Genomic DNA, 16,889 nt, shown 5'->3' with positions numbered 1-16,889 from the left:
AAAACTTGCTAATGCAGGTTTTTTATTATAATTGGAATATGATTAAAGGTTTAACAACAAATAAAGCCAATGAGTTACAAAAAAAATATGGGCTTAATAAATTAAAAGAAAAAAAACAAAAAAACAAATTTCTAATTTTTTTGGAACAATTTAAAGATTTGATGGTAATAATGTTGATAATTGCTACGGTATTTTCATTATCGATGGCAATATACGATGCAATTACTAATAAATTTGATATTATCAAATTTGTCGAGGCAGGAATTATATTATTGGTTATTATAATTAATGCTCTTATTGGATTAATTCAAGAAATTAAATCGTCGCAAGCTGTTCAAGCTTTATCAAAACTTAATCCACTTAAAGTAAAAGTGTATCGAGATAATATAGTGCAAAATATTGATAGTAAAGAACTAACGGTAGGCGATATTGTTTTAATTGAATCAGGAGATATAGTTCCTGCAGATGGAATTTTATTATCTGCGAGCGAACTTAAAGTTATTGAAACGTCATTAACTGGTGAATCTGAAGCTATTAGCAAAAAAGTAAGTAAAGAAATTAATGATAAATTACCACTTGCAGAGCAATTTTTTAAAGTTTTTTCTTCAACTCTGGTTGCCACTGGTAGCGCAGAATTTATAGTTACTCAAATTGGGATGGATACTGAAATAGGTAAAATTTCATCAATGATTAATAAGCAAGAAACAACTACAACTCCTTTACAATATAAAATAAATAAATTAGGTAAAATTTTTGGATATTTTGGATTAACTCTTTTTGTTTTAACAGTGCTTATTCAAATACTATTTCAAACAATAAATGGAATTTCTTTAAATAATAGTGCAATTTGAACAACAAATATAATTAATGCTATCTCATTAGCTGTTGCAGCAATACCTGAAGGGTTGGTTACATTTACAACTATAATTTTAGCTCTTAGTGTTCAAAATATGGCAAAGCAAAAAGCTATTGTTAAGTCATTAATGGCTGTTGAAACTTTGGGATCGACATCAGTAATTTGTTCTGATAAAACAGGCACATTAACACAAAATAAAATGACAATAGTTGAACATTATTTGTACAAAGATAATGACATTAATAAATTATTAATATATGGTTCTTTAGCGAGTGATGCACATATTAATGTATCGAATAATGAAACGCATTTTGTTGGCGATCCAACTGAAATAGCCATTATTCAAAAATCACTTGATTTAAATTTATATAAAACTAAACATGAGCTTGATAATAAATATAAAAGAATTAAAGTTATTCCGTTTGACTCAACTCGTAAATTGATGTCAAGTATTAATTTAATTGATGGAAATTATTATTTAATAACAAAAGGTGCACCTGAAGTTTTATTAAAAAAATGTAAAAACAACGAATCTTATAAAAATGAATATGAAATTATTGAAAAATGAGCGAATAATGCGCTAAGAACATTGGCTATCGCATATAAAAAATTGGATAATACAACTATTAAAAGTCTTGAATCAATAAATTTATTCGATTTAGAAAATAATTTAGATTTTGTGGGTTTAGTGGGAATGATTGATCCTCTTCGGATTACAAGTAAAGAGGCAATTGATATATGTAAAAAAGCTGGTATTAGAACAATCATGATTACTGGAGATAATGCGATAACAGCAAAAGCAATAGCAAAACAATTAGGTATTTTTGCTAAAGATGATGTTGTGCTAGAAGGCAAAGATTTAGATAATATGATCGATGATGAATTATTATCCAAATTGTCTCATTGTAATGTTTTTGCAAGAGTTGCCCCTAAGGATAAAATACGTTTAGTTAAGTTATTACAATTACAAAAAAACGTTGTGGCAATGACGGGGGATGGAGTTAATGATGCTCCAGCATTAAAAGCTGCGGATATAGGTTGTGCAATGGGGATTACTGGCACCGAGGTTTCAAAAGAAGCTGCTGATATGATTCTTGTTGATGATAATTTTTCTACAATCGTTAGCGCTGTCAAAAATGGGAGAAGTATCTATGAAACTATCCGTACAGTAATTAAAAACTTATTAATTACATCTGTTGCAGAAATTGTATTAGTATTCTTTGGTCTTTTATTTTTTAATCTTATTTTTAAAAATGAAATAAAGAATAACAATATCGACTTTTTTATTTTAAGTCCAACACAACTTTTATGAATTAATTTATTTACCCATGGATTCCCAGCTATTGCTCTTGGGCTTCAAAAAAATGATATAGATTATATGAAAAATAAGCCATATCCTAAAAATGAAAGTATATTTGCAAGAAGAATGGGGATAGATGTTATATGATTAGGTGCATTAATAGGAATTGTTTCATTAATTGCTTATTATTTGGCTGCTAATTATGCTATACAAATTAACCAAACAAATAAAATGTGTCTTTACGGATCAAGTGTTGTGTTTTTAATTTTAGGAATTGCAGCAGTTATTTCTAGTTTAAATCTTATGGCTGATACACCTATTTTTATGACAAATCCTCTTAAACATAAACTTGTATATGGTTCTGTTATATTTTCACTATTTTGGTTATTAATTGTTGCAGCGGTTCCAAATATAGCAGAAGTGTTCAAGGTAACAAGTAATTTATTTACTGATAAAACATTAATTTTAATTGTTCTTGGATTTTTAGGTGGTATTTATTTAACATTTGAAATTTATAGTATTATTAATAAGTATATATTTAATAAATAAGGAGTATTATGATAAACGTAAACGAATTTAAACCTGGAGTAACATTTCAAGACGATAATGAAATATATGTTGTTTTAGAAGCACAACACTCAAAACAAGGACGTGGACAAGCAAATGTTAAGGCGAAAGCAAAAAATTTAAGAACAGGTGCCATTACTATTAAAACATTTACTGGCGGAGATCGTGTTCAACCAGCTAGAATTGATAAAAAAAATATGAGCTATTTATACAACGATGGAGAGAATATTGTTTTAATGGATGAAGAAACATATGAACAAATTAATATACCAGTATCACATGTTGAATGAGAACTAAATTTTATAAAAGAATCAAGTCGTGTATTAGTAAGAATGTTTGAATCAGAAATTTTAGATATTGAACTAAGTCCTAATGTAGATTTGGTTGTAACCGATGCGCCAGATGCGGTAAAAGGAAATACCACAACAAACCCACAAAAGAAGGTTACTGTTGAAACAGGATATGAACTAGAAACTCCAATGTTTATTAAAGAAAAAGATGTAATAACAATTTCTACTGTAACAGGTAAATATGTTGGTAAGGCTAAGTAATGTATTATATTGTTAGAAACCATAGCGCAAATCAAGCATATGGAGTTCATGTTAATGTATTTAAACAACAAATAGACCATTTACTATCAAAATATGAATACTTAGAAGTTGAAGGTTCATCTGATGTACAAGTAACCGAAAACAATAACAATGTAAAGGTAAAAGTTACTTTTCGAATTAATGGTAACCATAATGTAAGTTCTGTGGTAAAAGAACTATATAATGGAATAGAAAATATAGTTAAATTACTAATTACATCAAAACCTGAAAATATTCAATTAAATATTTTGAATTAAAAAAACATAGTGATTCTATGTTTTTTATTTTGCAATTACCGAATATAATGAAAATTGTAATCTATCACTACCATATTTTTCAGAAAACAAAGCTTGTTTAGTTGTTAAATTGTCTATGTTTTCAAAATCAGTGAATGTTTGTGCATATTTTGTTAAATTGAAGTTTTTTATGTTTTCTTCTTCTAGTAAAAGATTTTTAAAGGTATATAAATAACTTTTTAATCTAATCTTTTTTTCATCGTTATCGATAAATTTTTCAATATTTATAATATATCCATCACTAGTAAGCAAGTCAATTGATCATCAATCATCATTATTTTTTTCAATTTGTGAACAAGTTATATCTATAATATTATTCGTTGTAGGAATACATTTTCTACCAATTTTCCGACTTAATCATTGAGTTTTTTTAAATATTTCATCACTTGCTTCATTTTGAAACAAGGGAGCATAGACAAATTTGAAATTTGGCAAATTATATAAATATCATAATCAATTTTCAGATATTAAATTATCATAACTTTCTGGATTCTGCATAGGGTAAGGAACTTTTTCTTTAAAAATATCTATTTGATGACCATCATATTGATACGAATTAATTAAATTGCTATTGAAATATAGATTTTCTTTAACTTTATTAATATAATTAGAGCTATTTAATGTTTTTTGTGATTTTATGTAGGTATTAATTTTGTCTGAATCATTATCATATATAAAATTTAATAATTTGTTAATTTGCTTGTTTTTGCAAAAATCATCAAAGTTATTATGGCTATGTTTAAAATTAATATTATATGTTTGACATGAAACTGATAGATTTAGGAATCCAAATGCAAAAAAACTAGATATTAAAGTAAATATTTTATATTTTTTCATTTTATTCCTTTCTATTTTAGTAATATAACAGAAGTTGTTGGATAATTATATTTTAAGTGTTCCACCATTGTTTTCTCAAACATATCTATATCTGATTCATTTTTTTCTCCATGAAAAACTACATTATGATATATAGTTTCTATTAATGTTAATGAAATTTTATCAGCTTCGCTATTTGTAAAAGAGCAAACAAACGGCTCAAAAATAACAGTTTTTTTGTTTAAATTTTCATTTTTAAAACATATTCGAAATATACTTTTATTTATAAGGAAGAAATAATATTTTTTATCACTCATATGTGAATTTTCACCCTTTGAATCTTTAATGTCGCTAATATTTTTGTCGGGAAAAATAGCATTTGTACCTTTATTTTTTGATACATCACCTATATATTTATCTGAATTTAAAATACCATCATTATATTTTAGGAAATAAAACTCTTTAAATTCACCATAAAACTTATTAATATTTAAAAGCACGAATAATCAATTTTCAGAAAATCAATCATTGTACTTTTTCAAATAGGAATTTTCAGAAAATAAGTAATTTCTTTTATTTTTCTTGATTTCTACAGAAAATTCTTTTGCTTGAGCTAAAAGAATATCGTGATTTTCTTTTTGACTTTTTATGTATTTATCTTTTTCGATAGAACTTTGAGATCCATAAGCTAAATCTATAAAATTATTGATAACATCATTTGTATATTCTTCTTTTGCTTTTAATTTATTAATAACTACATCTTTTGAATTTGAAATTATTGAAGATAATTTATATTCACTATTTTTGTTTGTGCATGAAGGTATGAAAAATGACAAAAATAATGGTGCTAGAATAAATATTTTTTTATTTTTCATTCACATACCTCCATGTAAAACGATATATTTTATGTTCTAAGTCATTGCTTAATCAATAGTTGTCAAATATATCTGTCTCAATATCTATGTATATATCGTTAAACAATGATATAAAGTTTTTATCATTGTATTTCATCTTTTCTTCCTTTAAAATATCAGGAGTATAAAACGGATCGTTTGGATCATCCGTATCAACTAAATATTTAATATATTCATCTTTTTTACTATTTTTTGTGTCTCACAAATTTTTTTCGATTGATTTTAAAACATCTAAATTAATTTTTTCCATGTAATAAAGATGAGGGTAAAATATAAAATTTGTTTTATTTTCATGATCGAATTGATAATATTTAATATAAAAATTATCCTCATAAAATATAAAACCAACAATCTTGTTTTTGTATATATCATTTTCGTCATCTTTTATACCCAAATCAATCAATTTAAATGTTTTATTAGTTTTAATATTATTGTTTTTAAGATTATAAATAATTGAATTATTAAACTTTTCCTTAAGTTCTTTAAATTGCGATTCATCCGTTAATGTAACTATTTTTCCATCAATTTTTTTATTAATTTCTTTTTTAGCATATTTGCTTCCATAAGGATTAAAAACAAAACTTATTTTATCAATATTCACAAGATATCATAACCAGTTTTTTTCTAGTGTATTACAAATAATTTTCTGTGAATTTAAAGCAAATTTCTGACGCCCTGTTCCTGCCGCATTAATTGAATTGATTCTAAAAGGTAAGTATCAAACTAGGGCATTTGATAATTCCTCTAGATTTTGATATTTTGTTTCTTTTGTAATGTTTATATATGAATTTATTTTATTAATATCATCATTAAAATTAATTTTTAATAATGATTGAATAAAGTTATTTTTGTAAATAGGATCTGGTTCTAAATATGAATAAGTTGTTTCTTTCTCATTGTATCTATTTATTTTTTCAAATTCACAAGAGGATGCAAAAAGAGATGAAATTAATAATGAACTAATTATTATTTTCGATAATTTTTTCATAGAATATTTTTTCAAGGTTATCATATTTCACTCCACTATATTTTATTTCCCCTTCATGAATTAATGTTAAAGAATCAGTGTATCTATCTATTTCGGATAATATATGAGATGAAATAAAAATTGTAGTACCATTTTTTTTAATTTCTTGCAGTAAATCAAAAAGTTCAAAACGAGCAATGGGATCCAAATTTGCTGATGGTTCGTCAAGTATTATTAGTAACGGATCATGAATTAATGCTTGAATAAGCAAAACTTTTTTCTTTTGCCCTGAGCTAAAAGAGTAAGGTTTTTTGTATTTTAAATCAGATATTTTGAATTTTTCTAATAAAAAATCAATTTTTTTATTAATTTCATGTGGATCAATGTCTGATAACAAGGCAAAATATTTTAAATAATCATAAACTTTTATTTCTTTAGGAAATTTGGCTACCTCTGGAACATAACCGATAATATTTTTGCTATTTGCTTTTTTATTATTTATTTTATTTATAAAGATATCACCAGAAAAGTTTATGTATGAACCAATAATTGATTTGATTGTAGTTGTTTTACCAGCTCCATTTTCTCCTATAAATGAATGAAAATCCCCCTTAGGTACAGAAAAAGAAATGTTTTTAACGCCAGTTTTTTTATTATAAATTTTAGTTAAATTTTTAACTTCCAATATATTTTCACACATTATTTATAGTCCTTTTTACTAAACACATAATAACTTAAAAGCATCAAAGTTAATCCTAAGACGAATCAAATAAGAATATATTTTGGTTTGTCATTAACATGTTTATCTCGTTCAACTACATAAACATCTCTAGTTAAACAAAATAAATTTTTATTAGGGTTTTCTTCCGCCTCATATCTAACAACTATTTTGTCTTTATCATTTATTTTTTTATAAACATTTTTTTCTTGAAAATTATCAAATCCACCTAAATAATAATTAATATTATTAATTTTTATTATAAATGGGGTAACTTGATAACTTGGAGTTAATTTGCTTTCTTTTTCATTTATTAGTAAATCCTTAAGAATAAAAGAATCATGATAATTAAAATACGCATAATAAATAAGACCAATTGCAATATAGACTTTTTTTTCTGTTAGGTTTTTAATTAATTTAGTATCAAAAATTGCGGCTTGATCAAAAACTGTTACATTTTTATCTTGTATTTTCATTAAATTATTTTGTTCGTTATTTATATATTCCGAAATAGCATTTAAAATTTCTTTTTTATTATTTATCGATGTTTTTATATTATCTTTTGAATCGCTTAATTTTTCCAATAAATTAGTAAAAAATATATTTGCCTCTTTATTAAAATAACTTGAATTGAGTAGTTCAAATACATATTTTCATTTAACAGAACCAATTATGTTATCTGGGCTTAACATCATATTTTCATCATCTTCTGGAAAAATTGCATTTTCATTATTAAAACCAACTCTTGCATAATTAATTTCTGTATTTTTTTGGTTATCTATGACAGAATTCATTTTAAGAAGGTTTGGAATAATGGTTGTTGTTGTTTTGTCACTAAGTTTAAACAAATCGTTTTCTTTAGAAATTTTATATGAATATGCAATGTTTTCTTGATTTGGATAATAAAAAGTATTTGCAAGGTTTGATCTCTTTTCACCACTTAATAAATTAAAAATATTTTCACTATTTATATTTAATATATCTACAAATTGGTAAGGAATACTAAATCATGAAAAAATTTGCCATTCTCTTCCCGAGTTTTTTGTAACCTGACTTAACTCTTTTAAATATTTATTTTGTTCTTTTGTAAAATATTTCTCATCATATCCGTTTGGTATTAAATACAATTTATCCTTTTGATTGTTTAAATAAAATGATTCAATATCAGCTATATTTCCAGCATGAGTATATTTATATTCTTTATTTAAATAATATGCCATATTTTCTACTGTTGAAACAGAGTTTGATTGAATAAAAGAACCAGTTAATGTTAAAGATATAAAACTAAGTAATGGTAATGATAGTGATATTTCTTTGTTGGTTTTCAAGGATAAAAGTGATACAATTATTCCGAAAATCAAAAAGCTAAAATAAATACTTACAAAGCTATATGCGAAAAAAGAGTACCATGGCATAATGTTTAATTTAATTAAAATGAGTAAGTTTGATAATGAAATAATAAAAGAATAAATAAGCCCTAAAGTTGATAAGGTTAATATTTTAGCTAGTATAATGTTGTTTCTTTTTATTGGTTTTGAAAAAATAATGATTTCTAATCCTTCATTTTCTAAATCGTTATATAGGTTTAAATTTTTAATACCGGAATAAACTATAGTAATTATTAATTCTAAAAATATTAATGAATAAGTTATTACTGGTAAAAATCTACCTTCGATTTTAATGAAATAAAATATGGATAATAGAGATAAGTTCAAAATAATTATTGAAAGAGGAATTATAATTGTGTTTTTCTTTAAGAATAAGAACTTATAAAAGAATGAAATCAAATTTATATTTTTGTTTTTCATATTTCTTTCTACACTTTTAAAAGTAAATCAAAGTTATTATATCATATAAAAAATTATCTTTAAAACATAAAAAATCATTTAAATTATAATAATAAAATGGATAATATTCAAAATTTATGTAATGATATTTCTTATTATTGAAGAAAAATTATCCCTGAAAATTTTTCTTATTTATTTTTAATAAGTATTTGCATTTTAGTCTTAGGGTTAGCGTTTTTATTTGGTTTCATAAGAGGTATTTTTTATTCGATATATTTTTTTCTATATCAATCTCTAATTATTATTTTATCTATTTTATCTTTTCCAATTTTGGAAAATATTGCTACAAAAATAGCAAATAAATTTGTTAATGCAACAGAATATGAGTCATTCATACAGTTCTTTTTACCGTTAATAAACGGAATTTATTTATTTATAATTTTTGTATTTTTTACAATAATATTTGAAATTATATACGGTATATTTTTAAAAAAAATATTAAAAAAACCATTAAAGAAAAGGAAGAGTAAAAATAAAACAATATTATTTCATAGACTTGGAGGAGCAGGTTTATCCATGATATCATCGATGCCTCTTGTTGTTTCAACGATTAATGTTTGCGGCCTAGCTCTTACACATGATAATGAGATTTTAAAAATAAATAATAATATTTTTGAAACATTAACATTTAAAAAAGCAAAAGCTTCAAGCAAATACACTAGGCCAGTTATGGGGCTATTAAAATTAATTACTGATAATGAAATTGTTGCGGCATTAAAAGGATCATTTAAAAAATTAATAACAGAAGATAATTATATGTTTAAAGTAATGTGTGATTTGGATGACAATGGTAAAAATGATATATTTTGAATACCTGATGTGGATTTTATTGAAGGTAAATGAAATCCCGAAAATGATATATTTCTATTAATTTGAGATGAAATAGGAAATAAAATAAACCCTGATGATTCCGAAGAAGTTAAACAACAAAAAAGAGAGATTTCAAAGAAAATTGATGATTTTTTTAAAAATAAAAATAATAAATTTAATAAAATTTGAGACCCTAAAAATACTGGGGGCATTGATTCAATGTGAGATGAGGATAATGATGGATTTATTGATAAAAAATGAATACCAACCGAAAGTGAGGATAAATTAAATATAAACAAAGAGTTTATTAAAAATTTAAGTAAAATAGATAATTTTGATTTAGATATTAAAGCATTATTAGAATTTAGTCCTTGAAATATACCTGATAATTTAAACTTTGAAGAAAAAAACAAATTAATATCTGAAAATAATGAAATTTCCTTAGGATTAATAAAAGCAGAAAAAATAATCAATAATTATTTTTATAATGAAGAAACAATTTTATTTTTAGAGTGTATATTAAATTTTATGGATAAAAAACAAGCTGGAATTAAGGATAGTGATTATTTTAATATAGCTAAAAATTATGTTTCATTTTTAAATAAAAAAAATGAAACAAATAATAAATTTATAGGGAATGGAGTTACAGATATCAATATATCTAATTTATATCTAAGAGTCAATAATGAAATGAATAACAACTTAAAAGAATTTAATATTAAATTAGATGAAGGATTTGATAACAAGATTAACAATTTAGTAAAAACATATATTTCAAGAAAAGACATCATTAATTTTGATGAAGAAAGAAAGATCACATTTAATTATTTATCGATTAAAGATGGTAGAAATAAACAATATTTGTCAAATTTAAGTAAATTTAATGATGAAGATAAATTAAATTATTTTATTCTAAATTTATATAGATTATTTATTTTTTAAAATATTTTGATATTTGATATATATTGCTCAAAATAAAAAAACTATAAATAATATTAAAAAATGTAAAGAATGTAAAGGATAAAAATAAAAAAACTAAGAACTTATTATTAGTTTTACCAACATTAAAGTTAAATTTACATTTAGTGCTTTTTCATGTAGTAAAATTTGTGAACCCAATACACAAAAGAATAATTAAATGAAGTTCAATTAGTTTTACCCTTTAAAAAGAAAAAAGATCCTAAGTAAAATATATGTTTCAAAAATAATGGTATCAAAAGATTATTTAAATTAAAAATAAATAAACACCTTAATGGTTAATGAACAATTAAGGAAGCAAAAAATGCCATGGCACTTTATCGCATCGCTTGTTTTGAAAACAAAAGATGCTCAAGTGATGTGGGATTTGTGTTAACATTAATTGATTTTAAAAAAACAATTTTATTTTTTAAATTAATATTAAAATAAATTGAAATTAACCAAAATTAAGAAATCAATTTAGATTAAAAAACAATATTTATTTTTATTAAATGAAGTCGTTTTACTTTATAAATTTATATTTTTTTTATTAAATGAAAAATCTTTTATAATTTTTAAAAATACACTTTTAACAATAAAATTAAAATAGTGAAGGGATGAATAAAATTATGAAAAAAAATCAATCAGTAGAACCTAATATTGCTGAACTTGGTAATGGTTGGCTAAAAAGTTATAATCTAGAATACAAATTAGAGCAAGAAAACTTAAATACAGAAATTGATAAAGCTCTAGAAAACTATGTTTCTAAGGGGGGGGCACTGGTGGAAATAGACCAGATTGTAAACTTTTATTAAAAGATAAAAATACCGATTATTATCCAATTTTAATTGAATATAAAGGGTATAAAGATAAACTTGTCAAATTAGATCCAAATGGACAAGTGGCAAAGCAAGTGGCAAAGCAAGTGGTAAAGAATGATGTTAAAAAGAAACAACCTAATAATAATATCATTAAAGAATATGCAGTGAATGGTGCCGTTCATTATGCTAATGCTATTTTGCATTATACCAGTTATACTGATGTTATTGCTATAGGTATGACTGGCTATAAAGATGATTTGGGAAAACTTCAACATGAAATAGGTGTTTATTTTGTTTCTAAATCAAATTTTGGAATTGGTCAAAAAGTTGGAGAATTTTCTGATTTTTCTTTTCTTAAAAAATCAAACTTTGATGATTTTATCGCCAAGGTTAAAGAACTATCATTAAGTGAAGAAGAAATCGAAAGGTTAAGGGAACAAAAAGAAAAAGAGATTCAAGCAAGCCTTAATAAGTTAAATAACGATATTTACAAGGAAGAAAAGGGTTTGTCTGAAAATGATAGAGTTTACCTTGTTGCCGCTACAATTATCGCAACGCTAGGGGTTGCCGACAAGGTCGCCCCCCTTAGGAAAGATGATTTAAAATCCAGTATTGAAGAAGGCAACACTGACGGTGATATTGTTCTAAGAAAGATAAGAGCCTTTTTAAATGAGAAAAATCTACCTGATAGCAAAAGAGATTTAATTGTTAGAACCCTCCAAAACACTTTAACTGCTGAAAATATAAATAAACCAGTCGATGGAGAAAGTCAATTAAAAAGGGTTTTTACAAAGATTGTTGATGATCTTGGCATTTATTATAAAATAGGACTCACAACTGACTTTACAGGCAAATTATTTAATGAAATGTATTCATGGCTTGGCTTTACTCAAGATAAGTTAAATGATGTAATCTTAACTCCTTCTTATGTGGCAAAACTTCTTGTAAAACTAACAAGAGTTAATATGAATTCTTATGTTTGGGACTTCGCAACAGGTTCCGCAGGTCTTCTTGTCGCTGCTATGAATGAGATGCTAAAAGATGCAAAGGAAAAGATAAAGTCTCCCGATGAGTATTTAAGAAAAGAAGCACATATTAAATCTGAGCAGTTACTCGGTATTGAGGTGCTATCAAATATCTATATGTTAGCCGTCTTAAATATGATTTTAATGGGGGATGGATCTTCTAATATTATAAACGCTGATTCCCTTTTAGACTTTGACGGTAAATATGGCTTTGGTAGAACGGAAGATAAATTTCCCGCTACTGCTTTTGTATTAAATCCTCCATATTCGCAAGCTGGGAATGGGATGATTTTCGTAGAAAAAGCATTATCGATGATGGATAAGGGATATGGGGCTGTTATTATTCAAAATAGTACTGGAAGTGGCCAAGCTATTCCATATAACAAAAAAATTTTAAAACATTCAAAACTTTTAGCAAGTATAAAAATGCCGGGAGATTTATTTATTGGCAAATCGAATGTACAGACCTATATTTATGTCTTTAGGGTAGGAGAAGCCCATGAAAAAGATGATGTAGTAAAATTTATTGAGTTTTCTAATGATGGTTATACTAGAAGAGATAGGAAAAAAGCAAAGAAACCAAACATAAATTTAAAAGATACAGATAATGCATTAGGCAGATATGAAGAAGTTGTTAATCTTGTGAAGTTTGGCAAAGACAAGCTTAATATTTTTACAGAAAAAGAATATTATGAGGGACATATTGATCCAGAAAATGGGGCAGATTGGAATCAAATGCTGTCAATTGACACGAGACCAGATTTAGCAGATTTTAAAAAAACGGTAGCTGATTATTTAGCATGGGAAGTTTCAAATCTAATAAAAAATGAAAGCGAGGATGAATCTACAAAAAAATAGATACCCCACTGGAACAAAAGCTAAATAATGTTCAGTGGGGCGAGTTTAAGATTAGGAATTTGTTTGAAAAAATTAAAACCAACAAAGTTATAAATAATGAAAGTGGTGATTTACCTTCAACAACAGCTGTTTTGTCAAATAATCAAATAGGGAGATATATAAAAAGAACAAATGCCACCATTTTAAAAAATGTATTTTCAGCAACAGCTAATGGCTTTGGAAAAGCATTCTATCAGCCTCATGATTTTACAGTTTTGCAAGATAGTTACGCATTTAGATTTATAGATGACAACATAAATATTAAGAAAATAAATCACTTTATTGTTGCGTCTTTAAATAAAATATATACAAAATATAATTGAGGAAATAAATCTGGTTGGAATAAGGTAAAAAAAGAATATATCCAACTCCCCATAACTAAAGACGGAAAAATCGATTTTGAATTTATGGAAAGCTTTGTTGCCGAGCTTGAGGCTCAGCGTTTTGCCGAGCTTGAGGCCTATCTAAAGGTTACTGGTTTAAATGATTATAAATTAACTAGTGAAGAAGAAAAAGCAATTAAAAATTTTGAAAGTTTAAAATGACAAGATTTTAGAATTGGGGATTTGTTTGATGTTGATAAATGGGTATATGGTCAAAATAAACAATGGATAAATCGATTTAATAAATACTTAAAAAATTCTTTACCAGTAATAAGTGGCAAAACAGTAAATAATGGTATAAAATATTATACAACTGATATTCCAGACGAGAGAGAAGTTTTTCAAGATAGCTTAACAATATCAACAAGAGGCAAATATAGTGGAACAGTAACTTATCATAAAGGGCAATTTCTTTTAGCAAATAATATTTTAATTATGTGTATGCCACATTGGAACTTAAACCAAAAATTATTTATAGGTTCGTTAATCAATAATTTGGGATATGGTGGATATAGCGGGTATCCGCGAAGAGAAAACTTAAAAAACGATATAACCCAACTCCCCATAACCAAAAATGGTGAAATAGATTTTACCTATATGGAAACTTTAATATCAGCTATAAAAAAACTTGTTATTAAAGAAGTAGTTTTGTTTGCGGATAAAAAAATTGAAAAAACAAAGGAAGTTTTAGAAAAAAAATAAAAATATTGTTATTCAAAAAAACAGTATTTTTTATTTTCAACTTAATTGCTAGATTAAATGCTAATTATTTTAAAATAACCAACACTTACTTTAGCAAGATATTAAACAAATAATTTTTTACATGATTTCTGATTTTGCATATGTTATAATCCAACTTTTATAATTGTTAAATATTGATTCTTTAACAAAATTGAAAATTTTTAATTTAATTTATTTAGTAAAGATAAAGGTAATTTTTATGTTATAACATTATTTATGAAATAAAAACAATTTTGAATCATGAAAAATAAAGTGGTTATTGTTCATTAAATTTTAATAGGTATTACAAAATTTTAATTTGCAAAAAAATATATATATATATATAATTTTTGTGGAGGAAACATTATGAAAATTAAAAAATTAATTTATTTAAGTGCTCTTGCATTATCACCCGCTATTTTAATAAGCGCAGAAATAAGTAGAATTCCTAATGCAACTAAAGACATTAAATATGAAAACCAAACAGATGGTGCAAAGGATATTTTTTCTAAGTATAAAAACATAAATAATACTAAAGGTATGCCAAGTGATACAGTTGCTCCAGTCATTACAGGTCCTTTGAAGAGTATAGAACTTCCTAATTATTTGGATAACAACATAATAACACCAGGTAATGTATTTGATAACGATGATAAAACTTCATGAATTTCAACATATTTTGGATTCGAAAATAATGGAACATGAGAAGACGCGCAAGATAAAGAACATTATTTTCAATTTCAGATAGAAAAATCTAAGTTTTTAAAAATGTTTAGAATTAATTTCGGTAAAGAAGAAAAGTATCTATGTGATAGAATAGGTATTGCTTTTTATAGTCCATATACATCTGCATCAGAGCCAAGTAAATTAATTCATAAAATAAATTATACTAGAAGTGATTTTTATAAAGATCCTAATTCTGGTTATTGATTTTTAAATGTTGCAGACATTAGTAAGAAAGTTGATGACAAAATAACTTTTGTTGAAATAAATTTTTTTGGAGGTAAAAAATCTGCATTACCTTTTTCAGACCAATTGCAAGATTTATGATATAAAAGTGCCTGAAAATGAAATGGGTCAGAATATGTATGTTTAACGAATACATTTAGCAACGGAGCTAAAACTGGTTATATATATCGGTTAAATACAGGTGGTACAACAGAGACATATGATGTTAGATATAAAAGTCAATTAGAAAAGCTTTTTAAAAAATATGCTGGCAAACAAGTTGCTATAAATGAAATAACATCATATTCAAGCACGGTTGAACATGATATTTTAAACGAAATTGACAAATTAGAAAAGTCATTAGATGAAAATAAGGATTATTATACAAAAAATTCATATGATAAATCAAAGACAATAATTAAGCAAATAATAGAAGAATATAAAAATAAGTTAAAAACCTTTTTTAGAATAGAAATAACAAAAGCAGATTATGATAAAGAAATTGAAGAAATAAATAAAAGAATTTTTGACAGTTTAGTTTCTAATAGAGATGCTTTAAGTAGAGAAATTAATAAATATGATACAACTAATTGAGATTTATATCAACCACAATCTGATGAATTAAAAAATTTATTAAATAAATTAAAAGACGAAAATAAATTAGGTGATGGTATTACTTCGTTGCAATTAAAAGATAAAATTGATTCTATTAACACATTGAAAAAGACAGTATTTATCAAAAACAATGATGTCTTAAAAAATAAAATAAATGAATTAAAAGATAAAGTAAATGTATCTGATAATTATTTAACAAGTGATAAGACAATTATTATAGATTATTTAGAAAAACAAGATGTATCGAAGGATATAACGAGAGATGATTATAATAAAAAAATTATTCAATTAGATAATTACATAAAACAATTTAATATTAAAGATAAATTAATATCAAGAATTTCGTCTGAAAAGGCTCTAGATTATAGTAAATATACAAGTGTATCAAAAAATAATTTTATTAATTATTTAAAAGATTTAGAAAAAGAAGTTAACGATCCTAATTTTGCAAACAATGAAACAACATATAATCAAAAGCTAAAAGAAATAGATGAAAAGAAAAAGTTACTTGAAGAAAATAAAGTTAACGAATTAAAGAAATTTATTGAAGATTCTAAAAAATCTGTAGAAAATAATAAATCACTTCCCGCTAGTGAAAAAGAAAAACTTACAAAATATTTAAATGAATATAATGTACCCGCAGATGTAAACAATAGCGATCTTCAAACTAAGAAAAAAGAAATTCAAGACGAATTAGCAAAAGCTACAACATTTAAACATTTACTTCTAGAAAAAATTAAATCTGAAGAAAACGAAAATTACGATAAATATACAAGTGCTTCAAAAACAAATTATTTAAACTATTTAAGTGATTTAAAAACAAAAGTTAATGATTCAAGTTT

13 protein-coding genes are annotated in these 16,889 nt (G+C 24.7%); 8 read left to right on the top strand and 5 right to left on the bottom strand.

Annotated features, from left to right (window positions below):
* Window positions 1–38: 38 nt before the first annotated feature.
* From T380_RS0100975 to T380_RS0100965, 3 genes are read left to right on the top strand one after another with little or no spacing between them, the layout of a single operon-like run.
* A complete protein-coding gene (locus T380_RS0100975) occupies window positions 39–2,705 on the top strand; it encodes a cation-translocating P-type ATPase (protein ID WP_051599941.1) in 2,667 nt (888 codons plus the stop codon).
* An 8-nt stretch (window positions 2,706–2,713) separates the two neighbouring features.
* Window positions 2,714–3,274, top strand: coding sequence for an elongation factor P (gene efp / locus T380_RS0100970; protein ID WP_027334089.1), 561 nt, complete (start codon window positions 2,714–2,716; stop codon window positions 3,272–3,274).
* Window positions 3,274–3,570, top strand: coding sequence for an MMB_0454 family protein (locus T380_RS0100965; protein WP_027334088.1), 297 nt, complete (start codon window positions 3,274–3,276; stop codon window positions 3,568–3,570). The genes efp and T380_RS0100965 overlap by 1 nt, the downstream gene beginning before the upstream one ends.
* 24 nt (window positions 3,571–3,594) lie before the next feature.
* Here T380_RS0100965 and T380_RS0100960 read toward each other — a convergent pair whose 3' ends face one another.
* From T380_RS0100960 to T380_RS0100940, 5 genes are read right to left on the bottom strand one after another with little or no spacing between them, the layout of a single operon-like run.
* The gene (locus tag T380_RS0100960) at window positions 3,595–4,446 is read right to left on the bottom strand and encodes an aromatic motif membrane protein (protein ID WP_027334087.1); all 852 of its coding nucleotides are present in this window, start codon (window positions 4,444–4,446) and stop codon (window positions 3,595–3,597) included.
* 11 nt (window positions 4,447–4,457) lie between these two features.
* Window positions 4,458–5,300 carry an aromatic motif membrane protein gene (locus T380_RS0100955; protein WP_027334086.1) on the bottom strand — a complete coding sequence of 281 codons (843 nt, stop codon included), beginning with the start codon at window positions 5,298–5,300 and terminating at the stop codon, window positions 4,458–4,460.
* The gene (locus tag T380_RS0100950; RefSeq protein ID WP_156930187.1) at window positions 5,290–6,327 is read right to left on the bottom strand and encodes an aromatic motif membrane protein; all 1,038 of its coding nucleotides are present in this window, start codon (window positions 6,325–6,327) and stop codon (window positions 5,290–5,292) included. Before T380_RS0100950 ends, T380_RS0100955 begins: the two co-directional genes overlap by 11 nt.
* A complete protein-coding gene (locus T380_RS0100945; RefSeq protein ID WP_027334084.1) occupies window positions 6,299–7,006 on the bottom strand; it encodes an ABC transporter ATP-binding protein in 708 nt (235 codons plus the stop codon). Before T380_RS0100945 ends, T380_RS0100950 begins: the two co-directional genes overlap by 29 nt.
* Complete coding sequence (locus T380_RS0100940) at window positions 7,006–8,832, bottom strand: ABC transporter permease (protein ID WP_027334083.1); 1,827 nt, start codon at window positions 8,830–8,832, stop codon at window positions 7,006–7,008. Before T380_RS0100940 ends, T380_RS0100945 begins: the two co-directional genes overlap by 1 nt.
* Window positions 8,833–8,928: 96 nt before the next feature.
* Here T380_RS0100940 and T380_RS0100935 point away from each other — a divergent pair, with 96 nt between their 5' ends.
* From T380_RS0100935 to T380_RS03815, 5 genes are all read left to right on the top strand, one after another.
* The gene (locus T380_RS0100935; protein ID WP_027334082.1) at window positions 8,929–10,623 is read left to right on the top strand and encodes a hypothetical protein; all 1,695 of its coding nucleotides are present in this window, start codon (window positions 8,929–8,931) and stop codon (window positions 10,621–10,623) included.
* Window positions 10,624–11,255: 632 nt separating this feature from the next.
* The gene (locus T380_RS04500) at window positions 11,256–11,453 is read left to right on the top strand and encodes a hypothetical protein (protein WP_211246872.1); all 198 of its coding nucleotides are present in this window, start codon (window positions 11,256–11,258) and stop codon (window positions 11,451–11,453) included.
* 86 nt (window positions 11,454–11,539) lie between these two features.
* Window positions 11,540–13,342 (top strand): HsdM family class I SAM-dependent methyltransferase, encoded by a 1,803-nt coding sequence (locus T380_RS03830; protein WP_245594769.1) that lies wholly within the window; start codon window positions 11,540–11,542, stop codon window positions 13,340–13,342.
* Window positions 13,285–14,466, top strand: a complete 1,182-nt coding sequence (locus tag T380_RS04445; protein ID WP_211246871.1) for a restriction endonuclease subunit S — start codon at window positions 13,285–13,287, stop codon at window positions 14,464–14,466. The genes T380_RS03830 and T380_RS04445 overlap by 58 nt, the downstream gene beginning before the upstream one ends.
* 384 nt (window positions 14,467–14,850) lie before the next feature.
* Window positions 14,851–16,889, top strand: a 2,039-nt coding sequence (locus T380_RS03815) for a coiled-coil domain-containing protein (protein WP_036436703.1), incomplete at its 3' end; no start/stop codon positions are given.

The organism is Mycoplasma elephantis ATCC 51980, assembly GCF_000687815.1.
Taxonomy (GTDB): Bacteria; Bacillota_I; Bacilli_A; order Mycoplasmatales; family Metamycoplasmataceae; genus Mycoplasma_H; species Mycoplasma_H elephantis.
This window is presented reverse-complemented; position numbering and strand designations above follow the sequence as displayed.